A 25,517-nucleotide genomic window follows, 5' to 3' on the forward strand; every position below is an offset into this window, starting at 1 on the left:
TATATGATCATACGCAAATTTGAAGAATCAGACCGTGAAAGCTTGATAAGCCTTTGGAGTGAGGTGTTTCCTGATGACCCAGCTCACAACCTTCCTTCTAGTGTGATAGCCGCCAAACTTGCCGTAGATGATCTGATATTTGTTGCCCAACAAGATAATAAACTAATAGGCGCCTGCATGGCTGGCTACGACGGCCACCGTGGGTGGCTTTATGCAGTAGCAGTGCTGCCGCAACAACGCCGCAGCGGCACAGGCGCAGCCCTAGTAAAACATGCCATGCAGTCTCTTAAAGACATTGGCTGCATAAAAGTGAACTTACAAATACGCTCTACCAACACCCAAGTAGCGGCCTTTTATAAAGCGCTGGGCTTTGCGGTGGAAGATCGTATGAGCATGGGTGTGTTTATTAAGTAACGCTTGTGCCCCCAGTGGCAATAGGCAGTGCATCATCAAAGCCCCATTGCGCCCAGCTGCCATCATATAAATAGTGCTGGCTTTTGCCCATTTGAACAAGCGCTAAATTAACTATAGCCGCCGTAACCCCAGAACCACAGCTAGTGATAATGGGCTTAGCTGTGTCTGCTATATCAGCACCTGCAGCCAAAAACACTTGACTCAGCTCTTCAGGGCTTTTCATAGTGTGATCTTGGTGTAGCAGGGTTTTAAAAAACACGTTTTTAGACCCAGGAATATGCCCACTTCTAAGCCCTTTGCGTGGCTCTGGCTCTGCGCCTAAAAAGCGACCCGGCGCCCGCGCATCCAACACTTGATAATCTTTACACGCTATAGCCTGTAGCACTTGTGCAGAGGTTTTCATAATAGGCTGCAATGCGCAGGCCTGGCTGCTACTAGACACGTAAGGCATAAGCTGAGAGATAACATCTGTGGTGCTTCGCCCCTCACCTATCCACTTGGGTAGGCCGCCATCGAGCACGGCCACATTATTAAAGCCCATTAATCTAAACAACCACCACACCCGTGCAGCAGAAAACAACCCCGCCCCGTCATACACCACTATTGCATGTGAGCTGTTAATGCCCACACTATTAAGCCATGCGGTGAAGGTGTCTGCAGACGGCGCCATATGGGGCGCATCGGCAGTGGTGTCACATATTTTATCAAGGTCAAAAAACACAGCACCCTTAATGTGCGCCGCACTATACTCTTCATAGGCATTGCGCTGCATAGCAGGCAAATACCAAGAGGCATCTATAAGCTTTAGGTTGTCATCGTGCCTATGGCTATCTAGCCATTGGGTAGACACTAAAGAGGTGTTTTTTGAGTGAGTCATGTGGTTAGTTGTCATATTAGTGGCTTTAAGGCTATTGGTTGCTATAGGAGGCTATAGGTGGGCTTTGGGCAGCTAGCATAGGCTTACCTAACAGCATATCGCAGGCTCGCTCGGCCAGCATAATAGTAGCGGCATTAATGTTTGCACTAGGCACGCTAGGCATCACTGAGGCATCGATCACCCGCAAATTTTCTATACCACGCACTTGCAGCTGATCATTCACCACCGCCATAATATCAGTGTCTGCACCCATCTTACAGGTGCCACACGGGTGGTAAGCACTGGAAACATCTTCACGTATAAAACCATCCATGGCCTTGGCGCTTGTTATTAAAGGCCCGGGGGTGACTTCTTTATGGTGGTAGGGTTTAAACGCGCTCTGGCCAGCTACTTCTAGCCCCAACCTCATAGATTCACGCATCACACGCCAATCGGCATCGGTGGCCATGTAGTTGGGGTCTATCAGCATGGGGTCTGTTACTTTAGTGCTTTGCAAACGCACATTACCACGGCTAGTGGGCCGCATAGGGCCTACCCCTATACGATAACCATAGGTAGTGGGCACCGGGATCCAGTTTTTATCAAAAAATACGGGGAAAAAATGAAACTGTATATCAGGGTGGTCCACTTTTGCGCTGCTATTTAAAAAAGCACCTACATGACATTGATTAACCGAAGCCACGCCCTTTTTAAACCCAAACCACTGCAACCCTGCCCACAACATGCGGTGAGGTTGCAGCTCTTTGTTTAATGACACAGGTTGTTTGGTTTCTATTTGAATGTGGCACTCTAGGTGGTCTTGTAAATTTTCTCCAAGGCCCGGTAGATCTACTACACAGGGGATCTGGTGTTGAGCTAAATGGGCTTGGGGGCCAATGCCAGACAACATCAACAACTGAGGCGAGGCAAACACACCTGCGCTTAATAAGGTTTCTTTGCGTGCGGTAAGGTTTATGGTTTGGCCTTTATAAAACACTTGAAAGCCTGTGGCTTGGGTGCCCTCTAAATTCACCTTAAGCACTTGGCAGTGCGTCCATATAGTAAGGTTAGTGCGTTTAATGTGAGATTGGCTATGCAAGTAGCCATAGGAGGCACTATTGCGAATGCCATTTTTAACGCTCATTTCAAAGCGCGAGCCACCAAACTGCGCAAAACCATTCACATCATCTGTAATGGGATGCCCGGCTTCTGCACAAGCCTTTAAAAAAGCCGCGTTTAAAGGGCTAAGGTTTTGCTGCACTTGAGCATGCATAGGGCCACTTTTGCCACGATAGGCGGCATCGCCATGTGGCGCGGTTTCTAGCTTTTTAAAATAGGGTAAGCAGTTTTCCCACTGCCAGCCAGTAGCGCCCTGCTGCGCCCATCGGTCGTAATCTAGGGCATGGCCTCGCAGCCATGTCATGCCATTTATAGAAGACGAACCCCCTAACACACGGCCACGCGGCTGCTGTATTTGGCGGTTGTTAAGGTGCTTTTGGGGAGTGGTATAAAACCATGAGTTGTATTTAGAGGTGGGCTTAAAGGCCGAGCGCAAACCTGCAGGCATTTGCAATATCCACGATTTGTCACTAGCGCCTGCCTCTAGCAAAAGCACTTGGTGGCCCGCATCAGACAAACGCCTAGCCAGCACACAGCCAGCAGAGCCAGCACCTGCAATAATGTAATCAAAGCTAGTGTGCATATATTCCCTAAAAACTAGAGCCAGGCTGGCTCAAAAATGCCAGCTCTTGCGTGGTGGATTGCCTTTGCAACACGCTGTTGCGGTGCGGGTAGCGGCCAAAACGATCTATGATGGCCTTATGCTTAAGCTCAAAGGTGTAGTTGTCTTCTAGGCCTGGCTGGTTAAACAGCTTTACGGCCTGCTGATGTATTAAAGCAGATTCACTGTGCATAAAGGGCATATACATAAAGCACTTTTGCATGGGGGCAAGGTGTATATCTGCGCCTTGGGCAATGGCGGCTTGGGCTAGCACTAGGGCTTGGCCATCATAAGCGAAGGCTTGGGAGGTGTCTCTGAATAGGTTACGCGAAAACTGATCTAACACGATGATTTCGGCAAGCCTACCCAAAGGCTTTTGCCGCCAGTGGGCTAGCTCCCCCGCTGCTGCTTGCTGGTGTGTATGGCCAAAGGTGCGCTTTAGCGTGGCATCAAAGGCTAGGTCTTTAATAAACCAATTGCGTGGTGGTATTTGCGTGTACCAAAAGTGGATGATGTCTGAGTAGTTCATTGGGCTGGCTCCGTGTAGAGTCACTTTAGATGCTATAGACAAAGTGTACGAGAAAAATGTGCTTTTGGCGTTAGTTATTTTTTTGGGGGGATTAGTAATAATAAAAGAGTCTTTTATGTTTGATATTCATATACATAAAAGCCTATTTTTGTGTGCTTCTTGCAAAGCTGCATATTTAATTTGTATAGCCATGAACCTTTAATTACATCATTTTTGTCAAGTGCAACTCTGATGCTGTCAGGTATAACGCGCCATTATCTGCATAGCAAGCTGGCGCCTTTTTATGCGTTTTTTTGCACAAACAGTGACAGGTTGCGGAGTCAGATTGAATTGCCTTGTTATGCATGTATTTTATTAGTCGATTTTGAAAAATTTATCTGATTTTTTCAGGGTTAAGACTGTATTCTCATCAATAAACTCTTGGTTTAGAGAAGCTAATTTATCCTTTAACACAGATACTACAACCTGGATCTCATTCTCATTTGCAAGACTTGCTAGTGTTGCTAGTTTGTCTTGGTCAGCCGCTTCCAGATAATCCTGTATGGTAAATTTAGGAAAGCGTGCACCTGTTTCTTTCACAAATTCAATAAATGCCATATCAAACGCTAACGCCGCAGCCCTTGGAGCCCCATCTCCAGAAACTTTTGCCTGATTCACGATAGAAAATTCAATTTCATTTGTATCGCTTTTGGTTCCAACATTAAAACTTAATGAAAAATCTCTAAATATCGCCCTAGTAAATGATTTTAAATATTTATTAAAAATGGCAATATGTTGATTGAGCTGGGATATTTGAAGCTTGTTTCTTTCTCGAAGAATTTGAATTTTTCCGTCCAGAATAATTATTTCACTAGATTCATGCTGAACTTCATCAACAATTACGCTAGTTCTGCCTCTCTCTTCACGTCTGTCTTGTATTTCTTTTTCTATTACAATAAATCCAGCAAGATGTGATTCCCCTACAAGTGCAGAGAATAGCTTTTTTTCTTCATCTAATAGACCATTAAGTCTTTGTTTAAAGCTATCAAGTGAGGGCTGATAGTCATCGATTTTCTCACTTAGATAATTGACCTTTTTTGATGCAACTTGCTTATGGAAAGCGATTGTATGTTCTAATGTTTTTTTAAGGTCAGGGAGTAATAGTTTAGCTTCTAAATAGATCTTATTTATTAGCTCTCCATCTATACCTGAGCACTTATCCTTATACCCATTTATGGTTCTCTGGGAATATAATATTCTGATATTTAACTTTGATATATCGTTTGTTAAGTGCGCAATTTCCTCTCGCGTATTCTTGAGCTTTTCAACTCCTTTATTTTGAGAGTCTTTGAAATCGAATGACTCTTCTTTATTTCTTAAAGTTTCTATTTCATCATCGATAGAGCTGAGCCTATCTTTGTAGTCTTGCTCTTTTCTTCCATTGAGCAGCATCGAAATCCTATCATTTCTTCGGGTTTTTTCTTCCCCAAACTCAATCTCGCTAGCAAGATCATCATGCCCTGAAAAACCAAAAAGATATAAGTAATACAATATGTACTGTTGCTCTCGTGTATTTGAATTTAGATATTGGTAGATATTCGAGGCGGTTTTCTTATCCAGGCGTACAAAACGATTCTTAATTGAAGCATAGGTAGGATTACTAATACTTAACCCTAGAATAGGGGCTAGTGCAGCTTTGAATTTGTTATGTGTATCAAACTCATCATCATTAATAGATGAGTCTGTTTTTATAATAGTGCGAGTTGTCTGCTGAAGTTTATGTATACGGCGCTTTATACTGTAGTTCTTTTCATTTATAAAAATAGCAAGTGAAAACACCACCCTTCCACTAGTAACTAAGTCTTCAATAGCTTGATTTTTTGTGCGTGACTCAGGATCATGCCAAATACTTTTCCCATCAGAACCTAAGCAGAAATTTAAAACCCTTAGCGCAGTGCTTTTGCCAATTTGGTTTCCATTGTCCTCGCAGTTGGTAATCAAATTAAATCCATCTTTGAATTTAATTTCACGAATTAAGATTTCGTCTTTAAATACCTTTAAATTTATTAACTGCATAATTTAATATTTCCAAAACTATCAAGTTCAATTACATCAAGCAAATATAGCCAATCAAGACCAAAATAAAAGTAAGTAATTGATACCTTGTTGGCACTGCTATGGAATAGATCAAATAGCCTTATAGGATCGATAGGTTTATCACTCGAATCCCTCAGAACGGCAAGAATATCAGCCCCAATTACGTACAAACTTTTTTGAGGCTCAGATACATCATTAATAATCATCAGGCCTCTCCAATATTTTACAATTAATGAACCCATAACAAACTATCAAATATACTGAGTCAAGAACGTCTTCAAGTGGACAGCCATGCAAATCAGTTTCTGCATTATGTAGAATTGAATTAGTGACTTGTTGCAAAAGAAGGTCTGAATTTTGTCGAATAGTCGAAATCACAGATTCCTTATTTTTAATAGAAACACTTTTATTAATAAGAAGCTCGCTGCGATGATTCTTATAGTTTTGATGTATAGCCTTAAGAAACTTATTTTTTGCTCCTGGGGACTCATCATCAATCGCATCAACCTGATCTTCAACAAGAGTTAAAAAATCAACACAACCAATGATGTTTTCAGATAACACTCTTACACTATTGAAATCTAGTTTATCATCAGGATCAGGTAACTCATCACTGTTATTAGTTGCTGCATCTGGGTCATAATTTTTAATTATTCTTTCTAATAAAGGGTTAAGATGTGAGCTAAATCTAGCCACGTGATTCACGTTCAACGTTACTCTATTACCTAAACCAGATACGTCAAATGCATGACCCCCACGATCTGCTTTAATTTCCTTACTAGCCATTACTTATCATCCGACTTATTTCTAAAAAACTTAAAAATATTGAGAAACCCTGAGTTATCAATTGCAATACCACCATTATAAGCAGTAATTGACTTACCGTTTGACTTAGTTGCAGCAGAGAGAAGAATGGCAACAAATAACAATAATCCCGCTATACCTGATGACCAAATAAATGCTTTAAATGTTTGTTCTGATGTCATAACCGAGAAAACATTTGCTTGTAGAAAGCCCTGATGTACTGACCAAAAAATAGCCGCTGAAATTGCAGCCAATCCCAAACCGGCTTTAACTGCTCTTGCTAAGAATTCAAGCATATTCATCCATCCTTATTTTATGTTGCAATGCTTAGCACCCTCTTTATAAGCCCTAACAGCCCTCATAATAAGTATTAGAGAGCCACTCTTTTAATTTTTTGTCTTATCGTCGCTGGCCTATAAGCTTTGAATGAATTGCAGTTAATTTATTAGCAAACTAATGCCTACCAAAAAAAGAGCCTGTTCCACTACTGAATAACAAAAGCAGGCTTTGTTGTATAAACAACCAATATGCCAAAACACATCCACTTACTGCACTTATATGACGATAATGCAAAACAATATAACCAGAAGTTATATTGCATTACAAGAACTATTTATCCTATCAATTTATGCGTCAAAGCTATATTAGATAACCATTAAAAGGCCTCACTAAAAAACCAACGCCTTTCACACCCTTACCAACAAAAAACAGGATAAACAATTGCGGCTTGGTTGATGCTCAGTATAATGGTGCCTTTGTATTTCACCTTGATTGCATTCATGCCCACCAGCCGCTCTAAAGAATTTATAACCGGTGCAAAAGCCACTATTCCTATGATCATTGGGGCTATACCTTTTGGCATTATTTTTGGCACTTTGGCAGAGTCTAGCGGCTTGTCTATGTGGGGTGCTATGGCCATGTCTTTGTTTGTATACGCGGGCTCGTCACAATTTATTGCCTTAGGGCTGCTGGCCACTGGGGTAAGCCCTATTATTATCATTGGCACTACCTTTGTGGTGAACTTGCGGCATTTGCTCTATGCCACGGCGCTGGTAGACAAGGTAAAGCATTTATCCCAAGGCTGGCGTTTTTTATTGGCCTTTGGTTTAACCGATGAGTCTTTTGCTGTGGTAAACACCCGCTATAGTGATGGCACAGATAATAGCCGCGCTCATTGGTTCTTTTTGGGCTCTATAGTAGCTATGTATAGCAACTGGCAGCTTTGCACTTGGTTGGGCATAGGCTTAGGTGAGCTGTTTCCAGACATGACCCACTGGGGTTTAGATTTCGCCATGTCAGTGACCTTTTTGGGCATTGTTATCCCTTATTTGCGCACCAAGCCCATGTGGCTTGCAGTAATAAGCGCGGCCATTTTTGCTATGGCGCTGCGCGAGCTGCCCCATCAGCTAGGCTTGGTGATAGCGGCGGTGTTTGGCATATGCATAGGCTATGCTAGCCAGCAAATTGGGCTACGTTTAAAGCCATCTACCCCACCTAGCCCATCAAACAAAGGAGCAGCCCATAATGAATGAAGCCATTATGATTGCAGGCATGGCCTTGGTTACTTTTTCAGTGCGCTATGTCATGTTTGCCATGGCTGGGCGCATCGTGTTTCCAGTGTGGTTTAAACATGCCTTAGCCTATGTGCCGCCTGTGGTGCTTAGCGCTATTATTGCCCCGCTTATCTTAATGCCCAAGGGCTATTTAGACATTAGCCTTGCTAACCCCTATTTTTGGGCCGCATTAGTGGCAGCTATAGTGGGCTTTTGGCGCCAACATTTGCTTACTACCATCATAGTGGGCATGATTGCTTTTATATTATTAAAATGGATAACAAGCTGATGACACGCTGCGCTTTATTTACCTCGGATGAGTCTTTTGAGCCTTGGCTACGCGAGTTTAATCGTCAGTTTCCACAGCTCAACGTGGCCCATTGGCAGCATATAGAAAACCCAGAGCAAGTAAAATATGCCATGGTGTGGAGCCCTAGCAAGGCCCTATTTGAGCGCTTCCCTAATTTAACCACCGTGTTTAATTTAGGCGCGGGCGTAGACGCCATATTAAGTAACCCAGCAGTGCCTAGCCATATCGATATTTACCGCATTGAAGACGGCGGCATGTCGGCCCAAATGAATCAATATTTTAGCTATTTTTTACTGCACTTTTTTCGTGACATGGATCTTTATCAGCAGCAACAGCCACTGAAGCAGTGGAAAGTGCAGCCGTTTAGGCCCGCGTCTAGCTTTAGAGTGGGCATTTTAGGCATGGGTCAACTGGGTGCAAAGCTTGCAAGCCACCTGCAAAGCTATGGTTTTGATGTAGCAGGCTGGAGCCGAAGCAAAAAGCAATTACCAGGGGTAACCAGCTATGCAGGCGCAAACGAGCTGGAGCCGTTTCTTTCGCGCACCGATGCGTTGTGTTGCCTGCTGCCACTCACGCCAGACACATTGGGCATTTTAAACCGTAAAAACATGGGCCAATTACCCAAAGGCGCTGTGGTTTTAAATGCTGGCCGTGGCGAGCATTTAGTGGCTGATGATTTATTGGCGTTGCTGGATGAAAACCACCTGCGTGGTGCAGTGCTAGACGTGTTTAAGCCCGAGCCTTTGCCAGCAGATCATGGCCTTTGGCTGCACCCTAAAGTGATGATGACGCCCCATAGCTCGGCACAGTCTGAACATGTGCCTTGCGTAGAGCGCATAGGCAACACCTTACAAGCCATTGAAAATAACCAAGCCCCTAGTGGGCTGGTAGATCGCAGCAGAGGCTATTAATATGAGCACCTTGTCTCCAGCAATGCCAGCAACAAACCCACAGCCGCGCTTAGATCGCCGTTTTAGTGTGGCGCCCATGATTGACGTCACCGACCGTCATTATCGCTACCTTGCCCGCTTGTTAAGCCAGCATGCACTGCTATACACAGAAATGATCACCACAGGCGCCATACTTAATGGCGACCAAGAATACCTTTTAGGCTATTCACCCCAAGAGCACCCTTTAGCGCTGCAGTTAGGTGGTAGTAATTTGGCTGAGCTAGCCCAGTGTGCGCGCATTGGCCAAGATTACGGCTATGATGAAATCAATCTCAATGTAGGTTGCCCTAGCGACAAGGTGCAAAATAACATGATTGGTGCCTGCCTTATGGCCCACCCTTCACTGGTAACCGAGTGCATGCAATCGATGATTGAGGCGGTGGATATACCGGTGACTATAAAGCACCGCATTGGCATTGATGATGTGGATGACTATGATGTGCTGGCCAAGTTTGTAGAGCAAGTAAGCAGCAGCGGCTGTGATACGTTTTTTGTGCATGCGCGCAATGCCATTCTAAAAGGCTTGTCGCCTAAGCAAAATAGAGAAATACCCCCACTACAATATGACAAGGTGTATCGTTTAAAAGCCGATTTTCCCCACTTAGAAATCATCATTAACGGTGGCATAGACACTATAGAAGCCTGCCAGCAGCATTTGGCTCATGTAGATGGTGTCATGCTAGGTCGTGCAGCAAATCACAACAGTGCCATACTCACTCAAGTAGACCAGCAAATTTATGGCAGCACGCTAGCTACACCAGATCGCCGCCAAGTGGCCCTCACCTATTTTGAATACATGCAGCAAAAGCATGAGCAAGGCACCGCTTTGCACCACATGAGTGGGCATATTATGGGTTTGTTTCAAGGCATTCCTGGAGCACGCGCCCTGCGGCGTCATATTAGCCAATACATTCATGGAAATACTGCAAATATTCAAGTGATGTATGATGCGCTAGACCTTATTGAAACCCCTATCGATGAGCCTTTTGAACAGCCTTGTGAGCTAGTTTAAAGCAAAAAAAACAAACAAAGCCACACAACAGGCAAGTGATCATTAAGATGTGCAAAATACCAGCCCTTCAGCTGCCCCAATGCATTACCTGCAGCTTCAGGATAAATACATATTAAAGACTCTCCCTGAAAAAATAACTACGTTGATAGTTAGTCGTTTACCAAGGGTTATATTTACAACTGCATCGCTACACACAACTGCTTTAAAATACGTTAGAATTACTTAACGTAAATCCACATTTTTGACAAAAAACAGGCCAGCTATGAACAAACTACAACAACTTAAAACCATGACTACAGTCGTAGCTGATACAGGCGATTTGGAAGCTATTAAGCAATACCAGCCACAAGATGCCACTACCAATCCTTCGTTGGTGTTAAAAGCTGCACAAATGCCCCAGTATGCTCACCTCATAACCCAAGCCAAGCAATGGGCCACTACTCAAGGCAACACTGGTCAAGCGCACATGGATGACATTTGCGACTACCTTGCTGTAGCCATAGGTAAAGAAATTTTAAATGCAGTGCCTGGGCGTATTTCTACCGAAGTAGATTCTCGTTTGTCGTTTGACACACAGGCAACAGTGGCTAGGGCTTTAAAAATTATTGATCTATACCAACAACAAGGTGTGGGTAAAGAGCGTGTGCTAATCAAGATAGCTTCTACGTGGGAAGGCATTCAGGCAGGCAAGCAGCTTGAGGCCCTTGGCATTAATTGCAACCTCACCTTGCTGTTTAGCTTTGCCCAAGCCATTGCTTGCGCTGAAGCAGGCGTTTACTTAATCTCACCTTTTGTTGGCCGCATTATGGATTGGCATAAAGCTGCACAAAAAGTAGAAGGTTTCGCCCCTGCGCAAGATCCTGGTGTTATTTCAGTCAGTAAGATCTATCACTACTACAAGCAGCATGGCTACGCTACTGTAGTGATGGGTGCTAGTTTTAGAAACACTCAAGAAATAGAGCAATTAGCTGGGTGTGATCGCCTAACTATTAGCCCTAACCTTATGCAAGATTTAGCGGATGATATGGGTGAGTTGGTACTGCAGTTGGATAGTAAGAATATCCCTGTAAGCCAAGAAAAACTCAGCCTCAATCAAGCTGATTTTCGTTGGATGCATAACGAAGATGCCATGGCTACAGAGAAGCTAGCTGAAGGTATTCGCAATTTCACACGCGATCAAGAAACATTAGAGTCTCTTTTAGCTTAAAAAATAAGCTTACACTACACACTGTTGCTCTAATACATCCACCAAGTTTTTAAACTCTTGGTGGTTCTTTTTGTTCATGCCCATTAGGGTTTTGTGGGCTTCTAATACTTTTTGTTGCACCGTAAGGTCTGAAAAATCACCTTGAGCTAGCTCCTGCATGGGCTGCCCTTGGCCTTCTAAGTGCTCTACCAGTACAAACACTTTATCAAAACCCATACTTAATAACACCCGGGTTATGTTGGCATTGACAGACACTAAGGTAGGCACAAAGCCCATTTCTTTTTTCATACGAATAGACATTTTAGCCAGCATACCCAAGGTGGTAGAGTCTATGCCTTGTGTTTGAGTAAGGTCTATTAATATGGTTTTAAAGTAACGGCTGTGAAAAATATTATCTAAATATTGATCCAACGCCGGACATAAAGTAAGCCTTACATCGCCTACAAATTTAATCACATGTGTGCCGTCATGGTCCGCTACTATAATGCGTCCGTTAAGCATAGTTGTCTCCACAGATACTTAGCAAGGCTATATCATCTGGCACCGAGTCTAGGTCATCAATACCAACAGCACTCACTAAGCCACTTAAGCTGCTATCACATTGTTGCAATATAGTACGCAATTTTTCTTCTTTGTCGGCTGTGTCATCACAAGGTAATATTTCTAAAATACCATCAGAGCTTAATAACAACTTAAAATCTGCTTTGAGCCTTTGGGTAAGGTCTGTGTATTGAGCATCGTCAAATAAACCCAAAGGTAATCCACTACCAAGGCCTGAAAGATAGTTTACTTCGCCATTTTGTGTAAGTAACGGCATAGGCAAATGCCCTCCCACACAATAAGTTAGCATTTGACTGCTACGATCTAAAAAACCCATAAATACAGTCATGTGTTTATCAATATTAAAATCAAGTAGCTCACTGTTAATCTGCGCCAACACAGCTGCAGGTGAAATTAAACCTTTGCTTTCTGATTCTAAGGATTCACGAGCCAGACGGTTAGTAATGTTTTTGAGTAACACCGACAAAAAAGCAGAAGATGCGCCATGGCCAGACACATCAGCCAAATAAAATAAAACACGATCATCATCTAAGCGAATATGATCAATAAAATCGCCACTCAAATAAAGTGAAGACTTCATATAACGTCGCATACTTAAGCCATTAACACTGCATTTTTCAGGAGGCATCATCCGTTGCTGAATTAGGCGACCCGCAATTTGGTCTTGCTGTAGCTCTGCAAGGCTTTTATTAACTTGTTGGTGGGCTTTTTCTAGTTGCTTGCGATATTGCTCGTTTTCATAAAATAACGCTGAACGTTTCACATGGCGCGAAACACTTTGGTCTAGCTCAAGCATCGATTCTAAGGGCAAGCTAAATACATCAGTCACGCCTAATCGCAACATATTGATAATGCTTTGTGAGGCATCAACTTGGGTGAGTACAATAAGAGGAACGTCTACACACCTTTCTAACATGTCTTGTAACAATGCCGTTAAGGTGGGGTTATTTCGATGGTATTGGAACAACACTACGTTCACCGCTGCATTAGTAATAAAGTCCAATGCTTCAAGCGGATCATCAGTAGCTGTCACTTGATAATGACGTGCTGAATAATATGTAGTGATTTTATGTTTAAGGTCGAGATCGCTACTAACGATCAGGATCTGACTGACGTCAGGTTCCATAGTAAAACTTACTCCAGGCCCGTTATTGAGAGCCTAATATGGCAACAATATGCTCTTTGAGGCCTGCTGACAAGTGCAACCTTAGTCGTAATCATTAAAAATCTTCAAAATCCTCAAAATCTTCACTTCCACTTGGTAAACCATCATTTATCATGTATTCACGACGCTGCAAGTAGGCTTCGCGCACAAACACATAAGGGTCTCCTTTGATCAATGAACCAAAGTCTCCAAGACTGTGCCTTAGGTCTATCAACTCAAGCACTGTAAGGGGTAATTTGCCTGTGGTAGGGTCATATTTTTGTACTGGACTAGCCACCGTGTCAACGGCGCTAGCACTAGCATCTCTGATAGTGCTGGGGCCCAAAAAAGGTAAAACAACATAAGGGCCAGAGCCGATGCCCCAATAAGCTAGAGTTTGACCTAAATCTTCAGACTCCTGATAAACACCTGCTTGAGAAGCGATATCCATAAGGCCGCCAATACCTATGGTGCTATTTACGATTAGGCGACCTAAATCGTTAGCTGCTTTTTTAGGTTTAAGCTGCAAGGTATGGTTTAAAAAATTGCCTATATCTCTTAAATTAGAGAAAAAATTGCTCACCCCTTGCTCTACAATATCTGGCGTCACTGTTTCATACACATTGACCACAGGCACTAAAACACTTTTATCCACGGCATCATTAAACGAGTAGACCTTACGGTTAAAGTTTTCGTATGGGTCTCTTGGATCTGGGTCAACTCCAAGTGAAGAGCTAGTTGGAGCACTTGAACATGCTGATAACAGCATTAAACAAAGTGCTAAGGCACCCACGCGCGCACTATTTAGTTGTCCTTTCATATGTTTCTCTTTGCTTTAAAAACTTGCCTTAGCGCTACCACGCCATAACCTGCTTTATAAATGGAATAGTAATACGCCGTTTTTCGTGCCATGAAGCGGCGTCAAGTGAGTCTAATACTGCAAGTAAATTAGCTAGACCACGGGGACTACGTGAAAAGATATAAGCTACTTGTTCATCACTTAACTGCAAACCTTTTTGTTTGGCTTTAGCTTGTAGCAGCTGCCCAGAGGCTTGTTCATCCAGCGCATTAAGGTGGAACACTCCAGCTAACTGCAAGCGCGAACGCAGGTCATTTAACGAGCAATCTATAGTGCGTGGGTTGGATGTCGCAGATACAACAAGGCGATTACCTTGCTGTGTTAAATTGTTGTATAAGTGAAACCAAGCTTGCGCCCATTGGTCATCAGCTATTAATAAGTGCAGATCATCAACACAGATCAGTGAATTAGCTTCTAGCCCAGCAAGGCAATCATTGGCTTGATCAGCTGGTATTTTAAGCAGTTCACTACAGCTAATATAGATCGCTTCTTGACCCATTTCTTGAGCTTGCAGCGCGCAGCCTTGCAGCAGATGGCTTTTGCCCACACTTTGAGAGCCAAATACGTAGAGGCTGTCGCAGTGGTCAATTTTTAGTAGCTGGTCTACGGCGTCAGCCAGCGCTGGAGCACCAGCAAAACTAAAATTACTTAGCTGCTGCTGAGCATTTAAAGTGACACCAAGAGTAAGTTGCCTAGAGCCCAGCTGTTGAGGCATGTTTGTTACAGCATTTAACGTCATTCACTATCCTGCTGGCCATACAATGGGCTGGTAATATAGCCCGCATAAAGATTTCGCAACAATACCATAATCACGGCTGAAATGGGTAGAGCCAACAAAATCCCCATAAACCCAAACAGTTGTCCACCTGCTAAAATGGCGAAGATAACTGCCACTGGATGCAAGCCGATACGATCGCCCACAAATAACGGGGTTAATACAAAACTCTCTATCAATTGCCCTATGGCAAATACTGTGAGTATTAACGAAAGTGGCAACAAACTATCAAACTGAAAAAAACCAATAGCCATAGCCACAGCTATACCCACGATAAAACCAAGGTACGGCACCACGCTAGCTAAACCTGCCAAGACGCCAATTATCAGGGCGTAATCTAAGCCTATAAAACTAAGCCCAAGAGCATATATGATGCCTAAGCTAAACATGACCAAAAGCTGGCCTCGTAAAAATGCAGCTAACACCTCGTTACTTTCTAGGGCAAACGCACTGACACGCGGCTGAATATTAATAGGTAACAGCGCTTTAATTTTAGCTAACACCAGATCGAAGTCTCTAAGCATATAAAACGCGACTACAGGCACCATAGCTATGGAGCCTAGGGTGGATAAAAAGCTCACACTAGATTGAGTAGCATATTTGACCATCTGTGAAACAGCGCCACCTGTTTGCTGCCATTGTGCCCCTAGTTTTTGTGTAACTGATTGTAAGTTAATCGCTGTTAAATCTAAGCCTAAAGCAGCCTGTAACCATGGCAATAGTGTTGTGTTATACCAAAGCTCTAATTGAGGTAAGAGATTCACTAAAGCTTGTAGCTGTTTCACTAACAATGGAACAATAATAATGATCATCCCTACTACTACTATAGTTAACACAACAAAAACTATTACCGTTGCAATGGTTCTGCTAAACCCCCTCGCTTCTAGTCGGTCAGCAAACGGGTCTGCTAAATAAGCGATAAAAACACCCACTATAAAAGGCGTGAGTACAGGCTGAAGTAAATACATTAAACCTGCTAGGATAAAACCCACTATAAGTAGTAGCCATGTTTGAGACTGTGTCATTAAAAAATCCTTATATTAATGTTGATTCCGTTGTACATATTAACGCCATTGATAATGCCATATCAGGTCGTTAGAGCTGCCTGGCTGTGCCAAAAATTGCTCTTGCTCACTATTGTCTACAAGCTTTAGCCTTTGTTTCAAATCCACAATGGATTTAATTTTGGCAAGGCTTGATTGTGCAAATAATTTAAACTCTAAAGTAGCACCGTTTGCACTGTACAGCTGTACTTGCTGTATGCCACTAAGGGCTTGTAATATTTTTTTCAATTCTACGTAGTCTTCAAAATTTATCACCCGATCTACTCGCAATATGACACTTTCAAGCTGAGCTTCATCTAGGTTTTTAACACTGGTTGCCAAGGCAAATTTGGCCACCAAACTAGAGGCTAGGCGATCTTGCAGAGGCGCTGTTAATGCAGCCAAATCGGCACTTTGTGAAGACCACTGCTGCTCAATATCGTCAAGCCAAAAATCCCACTGAGCTTGCCATAAACCCTGAGTGTCTTGAAATATACGCCCCACTAAAACGCCATCTGCCTGATAGCGTTTGGAGGCCTCTTTTATAGGCTCTTTAAACAACCCCCATAAAGCACCTGCATCTATTGCCAACTGATCTTCAATATCTAATAAAGGCCACAACATAGGTATGCCTCGTTCATTAGCTTGAGACATTATTTGTGCCGCTACTGGATGACTATCACTATTAATAATCTGACGCCCACCTTGCACGTCTTCTACCAACCACACTAGCACTGCTGCCCGTTCTGTACCCCATATAGGCAGCCCTGCTTCACTAACCAACTGATTAACTTTTAATGGATCAAAAGCCAATTCAATAGCCGCTTTGGGCTGTCCTGCATTTAACTGGGTAGTAAAGGAAAATTGCTGTACGTATGACTCCACATCATTTAATGCTTTACGTATGAGAGCGCTGTTAAGGCTTTGAGTTTGCCCAGTGACTTTTACCAACACTTGACTCAGACCTAATTTTTTTGCTTTTAATACCTGACTTGCAGACTGATCTTCCACTACAACTTGTGCATTATAGATACCACTTACAGATAAACTAAATGCTGGATTTGCAAATAACACTAACACTGTTAATAGTATTTTTTTCAGCACAGAAGCTACCAATTGAGGAGAATTTAACGCCATATAAGTTTTTGATCGTCTTGAAGTTGGGTGATTTTCTTATTCCACACTCACTATAGTCAATATGCGTGCGTGTCGCTAGCAACAAAAGCACAAAAAACCCTTAAACTTCTTCTATTAGCGGGTGATGAAATGCTGGGAGAGTGGTAAAATATATCCCTATCGTTTTAATCTCTTAAGGTCACTTCCTGCTATGAGCACCCAAGCCCCTACTAATTCCCTAAGTTACAAAGATGCTGGTGTCGATATCGATGCAGGCAATGCCCTTATTGAACGAATTAAAGGGGTTGCAAAGCGCACCCGTCGCCCAGAAGTAATGGCTGGGCTAGGTGGTTTTGGCGCCTTGTTTGAATTACCCAAAGGTTATGATGAACCTGTACTGGTTTCTGGCACTGACGGTGTAGGTACAAAGTTAAAGCTAGCTTTAGAGCTTAACCGCCATGATCATATCGGCATAGACCTTGTTGCTATGTGCGCAAATGACCTCATTGTTTCTGGTGCGCAGCCATTATTCTTTTTAGACTATTATGCTACTGGCAAACTAGACGTAGAAATAGCAACACGTGTAGTAACTGGCATTGGCGAAGGCTGCTCTCTTGCAGGTGCATCTTTAGTCGGTGGTGAAACCGCTGAGATGCCAGGTATGTATGAAGGCGAAGATTACGATTTAGCCGGATTCTGTGTAGGTATTGTAGAGAAAAGCAAAATTATAGACGGCACCAAAGTTGCTGCAGGTGATGTACTTATTGGCTTACCTGCATCGGGACCACACTCGAATGGTTACTCTTTAATCCGTAAAATCATTGAAGTAAGCAAAGCTGATTTACAGCAAGACATCAACGGCATCACCCTTGGTGAAGCTTTGATGGAACCTACCCGTATTTATGTAAAAGCTTTATTGGAATTGTTTAAGCACGTAGATGTAAGAGCTTTGTCGCATATTACAGGTGGCGGCTTACTTGAAAATATTCCTCGTGTTTTACCCGCAGACAGCGTTGCCGTAATTGACACCAACTCTTGGCAGCAACCTGATGTATTTGCTTGGTTACAAAACAATGGCAATGTGACTGATACTGAAATGTACCGCACCTTTAACTGTGGTGTAGGCATGGTTATAGTAGTGGCTGAAGCAGACCAAGAAAAAACGCTAAAGACGCTAGAAGCTGCTGGCGAAAAGCCTTGGGTTATTGGCAACATCAAGCAAAACTCTGGCTTAGAAGACGCTATTATTCTGCGTTAACAACACTTGGATACTTTGATGCATCAAGAATCATTACAGCAGATACCGCGCCTTGTGGTGCTTATATCTGGCGGTGGTAGCAATCTACAAACATTGATTGATGCTATTGCTGCGGGCACCATTGTGGCTACTATCGAATTAGTAATTAGCAACCAACCCAATGCCATGGGTTTAGCTCGTGCTCATAAGGCGGGTATTGCAACTCAGGTGGTCAATCACCTTGAGTACAGCAGTCGTGAAGCGTTTGACCGGGAATTAATACGCGCTATAGATGATAAGCAGCCAGAGCTTGTAGTGTTGGCTGGATTTATGCGTATTTTTACGCCTGAGCTTACCAACCATTACCATGGCCGCATGCTTAATATTCACCCCTCACTATTGCCTTTATTTAAAGGCACTAACACTCATGAGCGGGCGCTAGAAGCCGAAGAAGATCAGCACGGCGCCAGTGTTCACTTTGTAACAAGTGAACTTGATGGCGGACCTATTGTCATACAAGCCATAGTGCCAGTTTTAGAAATGGACTCACCGAGCGTTTTGGCTGCTAGGGTTTTAGTACAAGAGCATATTATTTACCCCATCGCTATCAAATGGTTTTGTGAGGGGCGCCTAACGCTGCAGAACGCCACTGTGTCAATGGATGGTCATAATCTGCCAGTACAAGGAATGCCTTACCTGCCCTAATAGCTGCCAATTATTCATTAATCAAGGAAGTGCAATGTCTTATTTTCAGCAATTTTTATCTTACCTACCCCGCATAACTTCACTTTTATTAATCATGCTTTGGAGTATTAGCTCCACTGCATCGCTGCGTTCTTTTGAGGCTGCATATTCTAGTCAATGGGATTTAGGTATCAGTTTATCTGGCAAAGCCAAACGCAGTTTAATCAAAAACCAAGATGGCAGTTATCGCTTAACCACATCTGCTAGCGCCATGGTTGCATCACTCACAGAATCTAGCTTATTTAATGTGACAGATGATCAAATTTTACCTGTGCACTACCGTTACCAACGCAAGATATTAAATAAAACTCGTAAAGTAGAAGTCGCTTTTGAGTGGCCTAATCTTAAGGTTGAAAACACTGCTGGGGGTTCCTCTTGGGTAATGGACATTGTGCCTGGCACACTAGATAAACAAAGCGTACAAATGCGCCTACAACTTGACCTGGCCCAAACACCTAAAGCTGACAATAGTTTAAACAAAACCTATCATTATGAAGTAGCAGATGGCGGACACCTTAAAACCTACAGTTTTATTATAGACGGTGAAGACGTTATCGAAACGCCGCTAGGTCGCTATAAGTCAATACGCATTAAGCGTGACCGTGGCGTAGAATCTGATCGTGAAACATGGATTTGGTTTGCCCCAGAATTAGATTACAGCATCGTTAAAATTGTACAAAAAGAAGCGGATGGAAAACGTTACCAGCTCAATTTAGTAGAACTGAAATGGCTTGATAGTTGAGTGTTAACAAATACAGCACGGTATATGCAAAACTAAGTAAAATTATTAGCACCTAATATGTAATTTAGTTAAACTTGTTAACTATTAAACCGTTATTGAAGGATTTACTTTGGCCACTTTGAACCGTTTTGCTGCCTTAATTTTTACCGCTACTACAGCCGTAAGTAGTCATGCTAGCCAATTTGAAGAACTGTTTGCACTTGCACAGGCCAATGACCCAAGTTATTTAGCCGCTCAGCACATGCTAGAATCTAAGTTACAGATTATCCCTCAAGCCAAAAGCGCTATAATGCCAGCAGTGAGCGGATCAGTTAATCAAAATTTAGCTTTAGACTCTGCATCCAATAGCAATACTTATGGTGTTAGGGTAGCAATGCCTTTAAGGCTAGATGCATACTATGGTATGAAAGTGGCCGAACAAAGTGCTGGTGGAGCAAGGGTTAGTTTTGAGAAAACCCATCAAAATCTTATTTACTCTGTTATCGAACGCTATGTCGCTGTTTTAAAACAACAGAATCAACTTTTTTCAAGCTTAGCTGAACTCACTGCACTTGAGCAACGTTTAAAACAAACTCGCCAACAAGTGGAACTAGGTATCACCAGCATTATAGAGCTACAAGATGTTGAAGCTAGTTTGCAACAATTACAGGTAGTGCTGTTACAAGTGGAGCAAAGCTTAAGCTTGGCTCGCTCAGATCTAGAAAACTTAACCAATCAAACGCTACCTGATCAATTGACTAGCCTAGCTAACAATTTTAATGCACAAGAGCTTGTACAAAGTGACACGCTAAAAAATTGGTTTATGTTAGCTCAGATACACAACTTAGATGTATCTAGCAATGCTTTTGCTACCCAGCAGGCATATCATACCTACCAAGCCAAAGAAGTAGGCTTGTACCCTACTGCTAGTATTTCGATGTCACAAAATTACAGCTCTATTTCTGGCGATTCAAGAACTCTATCAATAGGTATTTCTGGCACTTTTTATGATGGCGGACTTAACATCGCTCAAACTAAAGAAGCCAAAGAAACATGGTATGCAAGCCAGCAACAAGGCCAAGCATTACTCAAAACTACCCAGCAAGATATTAGGCGTTGGTATCAAGCTTTAGATACTAGCCATAAACAAATTCAAGCATTAGCGCAGCTAAACGTGGCTGTACAAGCAGCTTTAGCAGGCAAGAATACAGAATATGAACTGGGTTTAAGAAGCATCAGTGATATTTTGGATGCTGAAAAGCTGGTGTTTTCTGCCCAAAGAAACCTAGCTAATGCGCGACTTGATTTAGTGTTAAATCAATTGCGTTTGAAAAAATCCAGTGGTTTGTTAAATACCAGCGATCTAGCTCAGCTAGACCAGTGGTTTAACTAATCTGTAGATGAGTTCAGCCACCCTTATGGGTAGCTGAACTCTGGAGTGTTCTAGTTATCTTGGTCTATACGACTAGCTACAGCACTTTGCTGGTGCTTATATTTAGCATCTACACGCTTGTTATAAGGCCTTAGAGCCGGACTAGACAAAGTTTCAAAGTTTATTGCCCCAATCGTCATGTTAGGTTTTAAGGCCAATGGCAATTTACCACTGTTAAAGCACTCAAGCACAATAGCGCCACTCCACCCTGGGTCTATTCGATGCGCCGTCACGTGCACCATAAGCCCTAACCTAGCTAGTGAAGAGCGCCCATCTAACCAACCCACATGGTCATCAGGAATAGTGATCGACTCCAATGTTACAGCCAGTGCTAATTCGCCTGGGTGTAAAAAGAAGCTTTCTCCTTCTGCAACAACAATCTCGTCACTCATTATGGCTTCAAGGGTGCTATTAATCTCTTCACGGCTGGCACTTACATCTACAAAAGCACGTGCGTGATCTTTGAATACACGAAAGCTGTTGCCCAATCTAAGGTCTACACTTACTCCTGTAATCACCGCATCTTCAGGCCGTGGCTCAATACCAATTTTGCCGCTATTGAGCGCTGCTATAATATCTTTATCACTTAAACGCATAGTGGTTAATCTTCATCTACACTAATATTAGGCATGGATTGGCTAGTACCATCCAGTTGTGCCACAAGCGCATGGGCTAACTGCACATAGGTATTTGCCGCTGCTGACTGAGGCTCTGCAACCACGGTTGGCGTGCCACTATCAACGCGTACTCTAATAGCCATACTAAGTGGTAAGCTGGCAAGTAATTGTGTGCCATATTGTTTAGCTAATGAAGCACCACCGCCAGCACCAAAAATAGCTTCTTCATGGTTACATTGGCTACATACATGGGTGCTCATGTTTTCTACAACACCTAATACTGGCACATTCACTTTGTTAAACATTTCAATGCCTTTGCGTGCATCTAATAACGCTAAATCTTGTGGCGTAGTCACAATTAAAGCACCTGAAACTTGTGCTTTTTGGCAAAGTGTTAACTGAATGTCACCAGTGCCAGGAGGCATATCAACAAATAGATAATCTAATTCACCCCAATGCGTTTGTAGTAACATTTGTTGTAATGCCCCTGCAGCCATAGGTCCACGCCAAACCATCGGCGAGTTGGCATCTACTAAAAAGGCCATAGACATGACACTTACACCATGGGCTTGAATAGGTACAAACCATTTTTCTGCCATAGTTTCTGGATGGGTACCTTCGCTAACACCAAGCATTAAACCTTGGCTTGGGCCGTAAATATCAGCATCTAGCACACCTACTTTATAGCCCGCTTTGGCCATAGCTAATGCCACGTTTACAGTGGTGGTAGATTTACCTACACCACCCTTACCTGATGCTACGGCAACGATGTGCTTGATATTTTGAAGACCTTCTGGTCGTGTATCGCTCATAATGTGTCCTATGAATTACGTTTATGCAGCACCACACCACATTCAGCATGGTGGGTATAAGGAAATTGGTCAAACAAAGCCAAGCGTTTAAGGTCGTGGGTTTGTTTGAGCTCTTGTAAGTTATCTAGCAATGTTTCTGGGTTACAGGAAATATAAATCACTTGATCAAATTGTTGTACTAATCGTAAAGTGTCTGGATCCAAACCAGCTCTTGGTGGATCTACTAAAATAGTACCAAATTCAAAGCTTGTTAAGTCTACATCAGCCAAGCGCCTAAAAGCACGCACTCCAGCCAAGGCTTGCGTCATTTCTTCACTAGAAAGCCGGACAATAGTCACATTATCAACATTATTTTCGGCTAGGTTAAAATGGGCTGAATTAACTGAAGATTTAGCAATTTCTGTAGCCATTACCTTACGAAATTGTGCAGCCAAAGGCACTGTAAAGTTGCCATTACCACAATATAGCTCTAATAAATCGGGTTTGTCTGTGTTGCCAAAACGCTCAATACTCTGACAAGCCCAAGTGATCATTTTTTCATTGACGCACGCATTAGGCTGAGTAAATGCATTTTCAACTTGTTGATAATGATACTGGCGACCCTTTATGTTAAGGGTTTCCATAATGTAGCCCATACCCAACACATGTTTTTGTTTGCGCGCACGGCCAATAATATTAATGCCAAGCTCAATACGTAAAGCATCTGCCAAAGCCAGCCAATCATCTCCAAGCTGTTTATGGTAGAGCATACTAACCAAAATTTCACCGCGCTGACTGCTCAAAAAGTCTATTTGAAACAGTTTATGGCTTAATACCAACGAAGACTTTATACCTTCAAGCAAAGGCATCATGAGGTCATTAATACGCTCACTAGCTTGTGGAAAAGACTCTATACGAATAGGTTGGTACTTATTGCCAGGTGGAAACATGGCATAATATAAATCGTCACCTTCGTGCCACATGCGAAATTCTGCACGCATACGATAGTGTTTGGGCTTTGATGGCAATACATCTAATTCAACGTGAGTGGCAAAGTCTCCTAAGTCGTCAAAACGAGAACGAATATGCTCACTTTTGGCGTCTAATAGCGCTTGGTATTCTTGCGGTTGTAGAGGCTCAAGGGCCACAGACATACTCCTTCAACTGGATGACGTTATTAAGCGCGATTATAGCAGGGCAAGTGGGCATAAATACATAATCCTGAGCTCACTAAGTGCATAAAGTATAGGCGTACAGGCCAATGTTTTGTACAATGGTGTCTGAATTAAAAAATCTACTAGTTTGCGCTCCATTTAGCGCCCTAAGGCACTCAAACCTACCCCATGACAGATACTAAAGCACGCGAAATACTTGTAACCAGCGCCTTACCTTACGCCAATGGATCAATACACCTTGGCCACATGCTGGAATACATTCAAACTGACATTTGGGTGCGATACCAACGCCACATAGGTAGCACCTGCCATTATGTGTGTGCTGATGATGCACACGGAACCGCCATCATGCTAAGGGCTGAACAAGAAGGCATTACGCCTGAGCAGCTCATTGCTAATGTACAGGCAGAACACGAACAAGATTTTAGCGATTTCAATGTATCCTTTGATAATTTCTATTCCACTCACTCACCTGAAAACCGTGAATTTGCAGAATATATTTATAACGCCTGCCAAGAAAAAGGCCACATAGCCTCACGCACCATCACTCAGGCATTTGATCCAGAGAAACAACTCTTCTTGGCCGACCGTTTTATTAAAGGCACTTGTCCAAAATGCAAAACCGAAGATCAGTATGGTGATAACTGTGAAGCATGTGGGGCCACCTACTCTCCAGCCGATTTGATTAAGCCTAAATCGGCTATATCTGGTGCTACACCTATTCAAAAAGACTCTACTCATTTATTTTTCAAATTACCTAACTTTGAAGCATTACTTAAAGAATGGACTCGCAGCGGCAGCCTTCAAAGTGAGATTGCCAACAAACTAGCCGAGTGGTTAGATTCTGGTTTGCAAGAGTGGGATATCAGTAGAGATGCGCCCTACTTTGGATTTGAAATTCCAGGGCAAGAAAATAAGTTTTTTTATGTGTGGCTAGATGCGCCAATTGGCTACATGGCTAGTTTCAAAAACCTGTGCGAACGCACTGAAAGCTTAGACTTTGATCATTATTGGAACAAAGAATCCAGCACAGAGCTGTATCATTTTATTGGTAAAGACATTATTAACTTTCACGGCCTGTTTTGGCCTGCTATGTTGCATGCAGCAGAATTTCGCACCCCAACAGCGGTTTATGCTCATGGGTTTTTAACTGTGAATGGGCAAAAAATGTCTAAATCACGTGGCACATTTATCAAAGCTAGCACTTATTTACGTCACCTTAACCCCGAATATTTACGTTATTACTTTGCGGCCAAGCTCAATAACAAGGTTGATGACATAGACTTAAATCTAGAAGATTTTGTACAGCGCGTAAACTCTGATTTGGTAGGCAAGGTAGTTAACATTGCTAGCCGCAGTGCTGGATTTATTAGCAAGAGGTTTGATGGTCAATTGAGCGCAAGTATAAGCGAGCCAGAATTACTTAAAGCCTTTACTGATGAGCAACTTGTTATTGCTGAGTATTATGAAAATCGCGAATTTGGTAAAGCCATTAAGTCGATCATGACTTTAGCTGATCAAGCCAATCAGTACATCGCTGATAAAGCACCGTGGGTACTGGCTAAGCAAGAAGGCTGCGAACAGCAGGTACAAGATATTTGCTCAACAGGTTTGAACATGTTTCGCATGTTAATGATATATTTAAAGCCTGTATTACCTATTATGACCAAAGATGCTGCCACCTTCCTTAATGATGATCTAGCTTGGTCTAGCTTAGGCACACCGTTGGTTGCCCATAGTATAGAGAAGTTTAAACCTCTCATTACTCGCATTGAAGCCAGTCAAATAGAGGCTATTGTTGAAGACTCCAAGATAGAAGTGGCTAAAGAACTGGCGCTTAAAGCAAACAAGGACTAACCTGCTAAAATATT

General features: G+C 42.7%; 27 protein-coding genes. 11 read left to right on the forward strand and 16 right to left on the reverse strand.

What is annotated here, in order from left to right; all coding sequences use genetic code 11:
- Nucleotides 1–3 precede the first annotated feature (3 nt).
- Nucleotides 4–414, forward strand: a complete 411-nt coding sequence (locus ABXT42_RS06635; protein ID WP_443627366.1) for a GNAT family acetyltransferase — start codon at nucleotides 4–6, stop codon at nucleotides 412–414.
- Here the strand turns inward: ABXT42_RS06635 and ABXT42_RS06640 are convergent.
- The 7 genes from ABXT42_RS06640 to ABXT42_RS06670 all read right to left on the reverse strand — a co-directional run bounded on the left by ABXT42_RS06640 (nucleotide 407) and on the right by ABXT42_RS06670 (nucleotide 6,695).
- A complete protein-coding gene (locus ABXT42_RS06640; RefSeq protein WP_443627367.1) occupies nucleotides 407–1,306 on the reverse strand; it encodes a sulfurtransferase in 900 nt (299 codons plus the stop codon). The genes ABXT42_RS06635 and ABXT42_RS06640 overlap by 8 nt on opposite strands.
- Before the next feature lie 16 nt (nucleotides 1,307–1,322).
- Nucleotides 1,323–2,972 carry a choline dehydrogenase gene (locus ABXT42_RS06645; RefSeq protein ID WP_443627368.1) on the reverse strand — a complete coding sequence of 550 codons (1,650 nt, stop codon included), beginning with the start codon at nucleotides 2,970–2,972 and terminating at the stop codon, nucleotides 1,323–1,325.
- A 7-nt stretch (nucleotides 2,973–2,979) separates the two neighbouring features.
- Nucleotides 2,980–3,519 carry a DUF924 family protein gene (locus tag ABXT42_RS06650; RefSeq protein ID WP_443627369.1) on the reverse strand — a complete coding sequence of 180 codons (540 nt, stop codon included), beginning with the start codon at nucleotides 3,517–3,519 and terminating at the stop codon, nucleotides 2,980–2,982.
- Between the two features lie 354 nt (nucleotides 3,520–3,873).
- Nucleotides 3,874–5,574, reverse strand: coding sequence for a DUF2326 domain-containing protein (locus ABXT42_RS06655; protein WP_443627370.1), 1,701 nt, complete (start codon nucleotides 5,572–5,574; stop codon nucleotides 3,874–3,876).
- Nucleotides 5,565–5,801, reverse strand: coding sequence for an ABC-three component system middle component 6 (locus ABXT42_RS06660; RefSeq protein ID WP_443627372.1), 237 nt, complete (start codon nucleotides 5,799–5,801; stop codon nucleotides 5,565–5,567). Before ABXT42_RS06660 ends, ABXT42_RS06655 begins: the two co-directional genes overlap by 10 nt.
- A complete protein-coding gene (locus tag ABXT42_RS06665; RefSeq protein ID WP_443627373.1) occupies nucleotides 5,791–6,381 on the reverse strand; it encodes a hypothetical protein in 591 nt (196 codons plus the stop codon). Before ABXT42_RS06665 ends, ABXT42_RS06660 begins: the two co-directional genes overlap by 11 nt.
- Nucleotides 6,381–6,695, reverse strand: coding sequence for a hypothetical protein (locus ABXT42_RS06670; protein WP_443627374.1), 315 nt, complete (start codon nucleotides 6,693–6,695; stop codon nucleotides 6,381–6,383). The genes ABXT42_RS06665 and ABXT42_RS06670 overlap by 1 nt, the downstream gene beginning before the upstream one ends.
- Nucleotides 6,696–7,133: 438 nt before the next feature.
- On the opposite strand from ABXT42_RS06670, the gene ABXT42_RS06675 reads away from it, so the two are divergent.
- The 5 genes from ABXT42_RS06675 to tal all read left to right on the forward strand — a co-directional run bounded on the left by ABXT42_RS06675 (nucleotide 7,134) and on the right by tal (nucleotide 11,431).
- The gene (locus tag ABXT42_RS06675; RefSeq protein WP_443627375.1) at nucleotides 7,134–7,931 is read left to right on the forward strand and encodes an AzlC family ABC transporter permease; all 798 of its coding nucleotides are present in this window, start codon (nucleotides 7,134–7,136) and stop codon (nucleotides 7,929–7,931) included.
- Nucleotides 7,924–8,241 (forward strand): AzlD domain-containing protein, encoded by a 318-nt coding sequence (locus ABXT42_RS06680; RefSeq protein WP_443627376.1) that lies wholly within the window; start codon nucleotides 7,924–7,926, stop codon nucleotides 8,239–8,241. The genes ABXT42_RS06675 and ABXT42_RS06680 overlap by 8 nt, the downstream gene beginning before the upstream one ends.
- Complete coding sequence (locus ABXT42_RS06685; RefSeq protein ID WP_443627377.1) at nucleotides 8,226–9,173, forward strand: 2-hydroxyacid dehydrogenase; 948 nt, start codon at nucleotides 8,226–8,228, stop codon at nucleotides 9,171–9,173. The genes ABXT42_RS06680 and ABXT42_RS06685 overlap by 16 nt, the downstream gene beginning before the upstream one ends.
- Before the next feature lies 1 nt (nucleotide 9,174).
- Complete coding sequence (gene dusA, locus ABXT42_RS06690) at nucleotides 9,175–10,224, forward strand: tRNA dihydrouridine(20/20a) synthase DusA (RefSeq protein WP_443627378.1); 1,050 nt, start codon at nucleotides 9,175–9,177, stop codon at nucleotides 10,222–10,224.
- A 262-nt stretch (nucleotides 10,225–10,486) separates the two neighbouring features.
- Nucleotides 10,487–11,431: a transaldolase gene (gene tal / locus ABXT42_RS06695; protein WP_443627379.1), complete on the forward strand. Its 945-nt coding sequence runs from the start codon at nucleotides 10,487–10,489 to the stop codon at nucleotides 11,429–11,431.
- A gap of 9 nt (nucleotides 11,432–11,440) precedes the next feature.
- Here the strand turns inward: tal and ABXT42_RS06700 are convergent, their stop codons facing one another.
- From ABXT42_RS06700 to ABXT42_RS06725, 6 genes are all read right to left on the reverse strand, one after another.
- Nucleotides 11,441–11,932 carry an STAS domain-containing protein gene (locus tag ABXT42_RS06700; RefSeq protein ID WP_443627380.1) on the reverse strand — a complete coding sequence of 164 codons (492 nt, stop codon included), beginning with the start codon at nucleotides 11,930–11,932 and terminating at the stop codon, nucleotides 11,441–11,443.
- Nucleotides 11,925–13,118 carry a PP2C family protein-serine/threonine phosphatase gene (locus ABXT42_RS06705; protein ID WP_443627381.1) on the reverse strand — a complete coding sequence of 398 codons (1,194 nt, stop codon included), beginning with the start codon at nucleotides 13,116–13,118 and terminating at the stop codon, nucleotides 11,925–11,927. Before ABXT42_RS06705 ends, ABXT42_RS06700 begins: the two co-directional genes overlap by 8 nt.
- 94 nt (nucleotides 13,119–13,212) lie before the next feature.
- Complete coding sequence (locus tag ABXT42_RS06710; protein WP_443627382.1) at nucleotides 13,213–13,956, reverse strand: MlaA family lipoprotein; 744 nt, start codon at nucleotides 13,954–13,956, stop codon at nucleotides 13,213–13,215.
- Between the two features lie 34 nt (nucleotides 13,957–13,990).
- Entirely contained in the window at nucleotides 13,991–14,734 is a 744-nt protein-coding gene (gene hda, locus ABXT42_RS06715) for a DnaA regulatory inactivator Hda (protein ID WP_443627383.1), read from the reverse strand.
- On the reverse strand, nucleotides 14,731–15,795 hold the full coding sequence (locus tag ABXT42_RS06720) for an AI-2E family transporter (protein ID WP_443627384.1): 1,065 nt from the start codon (nucleotides 15,793–15,795) through the stop codon (nucleotides 14,731–14,733). The genes hda and ABXT42_RS06720 overlap by 4 nt, the downstream gene beginning before the upstream one ends.
- 39 nt (nucleotides 15,796–15,834) lie before the next feature.
- Complete coding sequence (locus ABXT42_RS06725; protein WP_443627385.1) at nucleotides 15,835–16,950, reverse strand: DUF2066 domain-containing protein; 1,116 nt, start codon at nucleotides 16,948–16,950, stop codon at nucleotides 15,835–15,837.
- 190 nt (nucleotides 16,951–17,140) lie between these two features.
- Between ABXT42_RS06725 and purM the strand changes: the two genes are divergently transcribed.
- The 4 genes from purM to ABXT42_RS06745 all read left to right on the forward strand — a co-directional run bounded on the left by purM (nucleotide 17,141) and on the right by ABXT42_RS06745 (nucleotide 21,024).
- Nucleotides 17,141–18,187, forward strand: coding sequence for a phosphoribosylformylglycinamidine cyclo-ligase (purM, locus tag ABXT42_RS06730; protein ID WP_443627386.1), 1,047 nt, complete (start codon nucleotides 17,141–17,143; stop codon nucleotides 18,185–18,187).
- 18 nt (nucleotides 18,188–18,205) lie between these two features.
- Nucleotides 18,206–18,871, forward strand: coding sequence for a phosphoribosylglycinamide formyltransferase (gene purN / locus ABXT42_RS06735; RefSeq protein ID WP_443627387.1), 666 nt, complete (start codon nucleotides 18,206–18,208; stop codon nucleotides 18,869–18,871).
- A 34-nt stretch (nucleotides 18,872–18,905) separates the two neighbouring features.
- Entirely contained in the window at nucleotides 18,906–19,652 is a 747-nt protein-coding gene (locus tag ABXT42_RS06740; protein WP_443627388.1) for a DUF3108 domain-containing protein, read from the forward strand.
- A 109-nt stretch (nucleotides 19,653–19,761) separates the two neighbouring features.
- The gene (locus tag ABXT42_RS06745) at nucleotides 19,762–21,024 is read left to right on the forward strand and encodes a TolC family protein (RefSeq protein WP_443627389.1); all 1,263 of its coding nucleotides are present in this window, start codon (nucleotides 19,762–19,764) and stop codon (nucleotides 21,022–21,024) included.
- 50 nt (nucleotides 21,025–21,074) lie between these two features.
- Here the strand turns inward: ABXT42_RS06745 and dcd are convergent, their stop codons facing one another.
- From dcd to trmA, 3 genes are read right to left on the reverse strand one after another with little or no spacing between them, the layout of a single operon-like run.
- On the reverse strand, nucleotides 21,075–21,659 hold the full coding sequence (gene dcd, locus ABXT42_RS06750; protein ID WP_443627390.1) for a dCTP deaminase: 585 nt from the start codon (nucleotides 21,657–21,659) through the stop codon (nucleotides 21,075–21,077).
- A 5-nt stretch (nucleotides 21,660–21,664) separates the two neighbouring features.
- Complete coding sequence (apbC, locus tag ABXT42_RS06755; protein ID WP_443627391.1) at nucleotides 21,665–22,492, reverse strand: iron-sulfur cluster carrier protein ApbC; 828 nt, start codon at nucleotides 22,490–22,492, stop codon at nucleotides 21,665–21,667.
- Between the two features lie 8 nt (nucleotides 22,493–22,500).
- Nucleotides 22,501–23,619 carry a tRNA (uridine(54)-C5)-methyltransferase TrmA gene (trmA, locus tag ABXT42_RS06760; RefSeq protein WP_443627392.1) on the reverse strand — a complete coding sequence of 373 codons (1,119 nt, stop codon included), beginning with the start codon at nucleotides 23,617–23,619 and terminating at the stop codon, nucleotides 22,501–22,503.
- A 195-nt stretch (nucleotides 23,620–23,814) separates the two neighbouring features.
- Between trmA and metG the strand changes: the two genes are divergently transcribed.
- Nucleotides 23,815–25,503, forward strand: coding sequence for a methionine--tRNA ligase (gene metG / locus ABXT42_RS06765; RefSeq protein WP_443627393.1), 1,689 nt, complete (start codon nucleotides 23,815–23,817; stop codon nucleotides 25,501–25,503).
- Nucleotides 25,504–25,517: the final 14 nt, after the last annotated feature.

Source organism: Candidatus Njordibacter sp. Uisw_002, from assembly GCF_047730155.1.
In the GTDB taxonomy this organism is placed as follows: Bacteria; Pseudomonadota; Gammaproteobacteria; order Pseudomonadales; family Balneatricaceae; genus Njordibacter.

Coding starts and splice junctions, on each gene's coding strand:
- ABXT42_RS06635 (WP_443627366.1), top strand. CDS start 4: ATGATCATACGCAAATTTGAAGAATCAGACCGTGAAAGCTTGATAAGC.
- ABXT42_RS06640 (WP_443627367.1), bottom strand. CDS start 1,306: ATGACAACTAACCACATGACTCACTCAAAAAACACCTCTTTAGTGTCT.
- ABXT42_RS06645 (WP_443627368.1), bottom strand. CDS start 2,972: ATGCACACTAGCTTTGATTACATTATTGCAGGTGCTGGCTCTGCTGGC.
- ABXT42_RS06650 (WP_443627369.1), bottom strand. CDS start 3,519: ATGAACTACTCAGACATCATCCACTTTTGGTACACGCAAATACCACCA.
- ABXT42_RS06655 (WP_443627370.1), bottom strand. CDS start 5,574: ATGCAGTTAATAAATTTAAAGGTATTTAAAGACGAAATCTTAATTCGT.
- ABXT42_RS06660 (WP_443627372.1), bottom strand. CDS start 5,801: ATGATTATTAATGATGTATCTGAGCCTCAAAAAAGTTTGTACGTAATT.
- ABXT42_RS06665 (WP_443627373.1), bottom strand. CDS start 6,381: ATGGCTAGTAAGGAAATTAAAGCAGATCGTGGGGGTCATGCATTTGAC.
- ABXT42_RS06670 (WP_443627374.1), bottom strand. CDS start 6,695: ATGCTTGAATTCTTAGCAAGAGCAGTTAAAGCCGGTTTGGGATTGGCT.
- ABXT42_RS06675 (WP_443627375.1), top strand. CDS start 7,134: ATGCTCAGTATAATGGTGCCTTTGTATTTCACCTTGATTGCATTCATG.
- ABXT42_RS06680 (WP_443627376.1), top strand. CDS start 7,924: ATGAATGAAGCCATTATGATTGCAGGCATGGCCTTGGTTACTTTTTCA.
- ABXT42_RS06685 (WP_443627377.1), top strand. CDS start 8,226: ATGGATAACAAGCTGATGACACGCTGCGCTTTATTTACCTCGGATGAG.
- dusA (WP_443627378.1), top strand. CDS start 9,175: ATGAGCACCTTGTCTCCAGCAATGCCAGCAACAAACCCACAGCCGCGC.
- tal (WP_443627379.1), top strand. CDS start 10,487: ATGAACAAACTACAACAACTTAAAACCATGACTACAGTCGTAGCTGAT.
- ABXT42_RS06700 (WP_443627380.1), bottom strand. CDS start 11,932: ATGCTTAACGGACGCATTATAGTAGCGGACCATGACGGCACACATGTG.
- ABXT42_RS06705 (WP_443627381.1), bottom strand. CDS start 13,118: ATGGAACCTGACGTCAGTCAGATCCTGATCGTTAGTAGCGATCTCGAC.
- ABXT42_RS06710 (WP_443627382.1), bottom strand. CDS start 13,956: ATGAAAGGACAACTAAATAGTGCGCGCGTGGGTGCCTTAGCACTTTGT.
- hda (WP_443627383.1), bottom strand. CDS start 14,734: ATGACGTTAAATGCTGTAACAAACATGCCTCAACAGCTGGGCTCTAGG.
- ABXT42_RS06720 (WP_443627384.1), bottom strand. CDS start 15,795: ATGACACAGTCTCAAACATGGCTACTACTTATAGTGGGTTTTATCCTA.
- ABXT42_RS06725 (WP_443627385.1), bottom strand. CDS start 16,950: ATGGCGTTAAATTCTCCTCAATTGGTAGCTTCTGTGCTGAAAAAAATA.
- purM (WP_443627386.1), top strand. CDS start 17,141: ATGAGCACCCAAGCCCCTACTAATTCCCTAAGTTACAAAGATGCTGGT.
- purN (WP_443627387.1), top strand. CDS start 18,206: ATGCATCAAGAATCATTACAGCAGATACCGCGCCTTGTGGTGCTTATA.
- ABXT42_RS06740 (WP_443627388.1), top strand. CDS start 18,906: ATGTCTTATTTTCAGCAATTTTTATCTTACCTACCCCGCATAACTTCA.
- dcd (WP_443627390.1), bottom strand. CDS start 21,659: ATGCGTTTAAGTGATAAAGATATTATAGCAGCGCTCAATAGCGGCAAA.
- apbC (WP_443627391.1), bottom strand. CDS start 22,492: ATGAGCGATACACGACCAGAAGGTCTTCAAAATATCAAGCACATCGTT.
- metG (WP_443627393.1), top strand. CDS start 23,815: ATGACAGATACTAAAGCACGCGAAATACTTGTAACCAGCGCCTTACCT.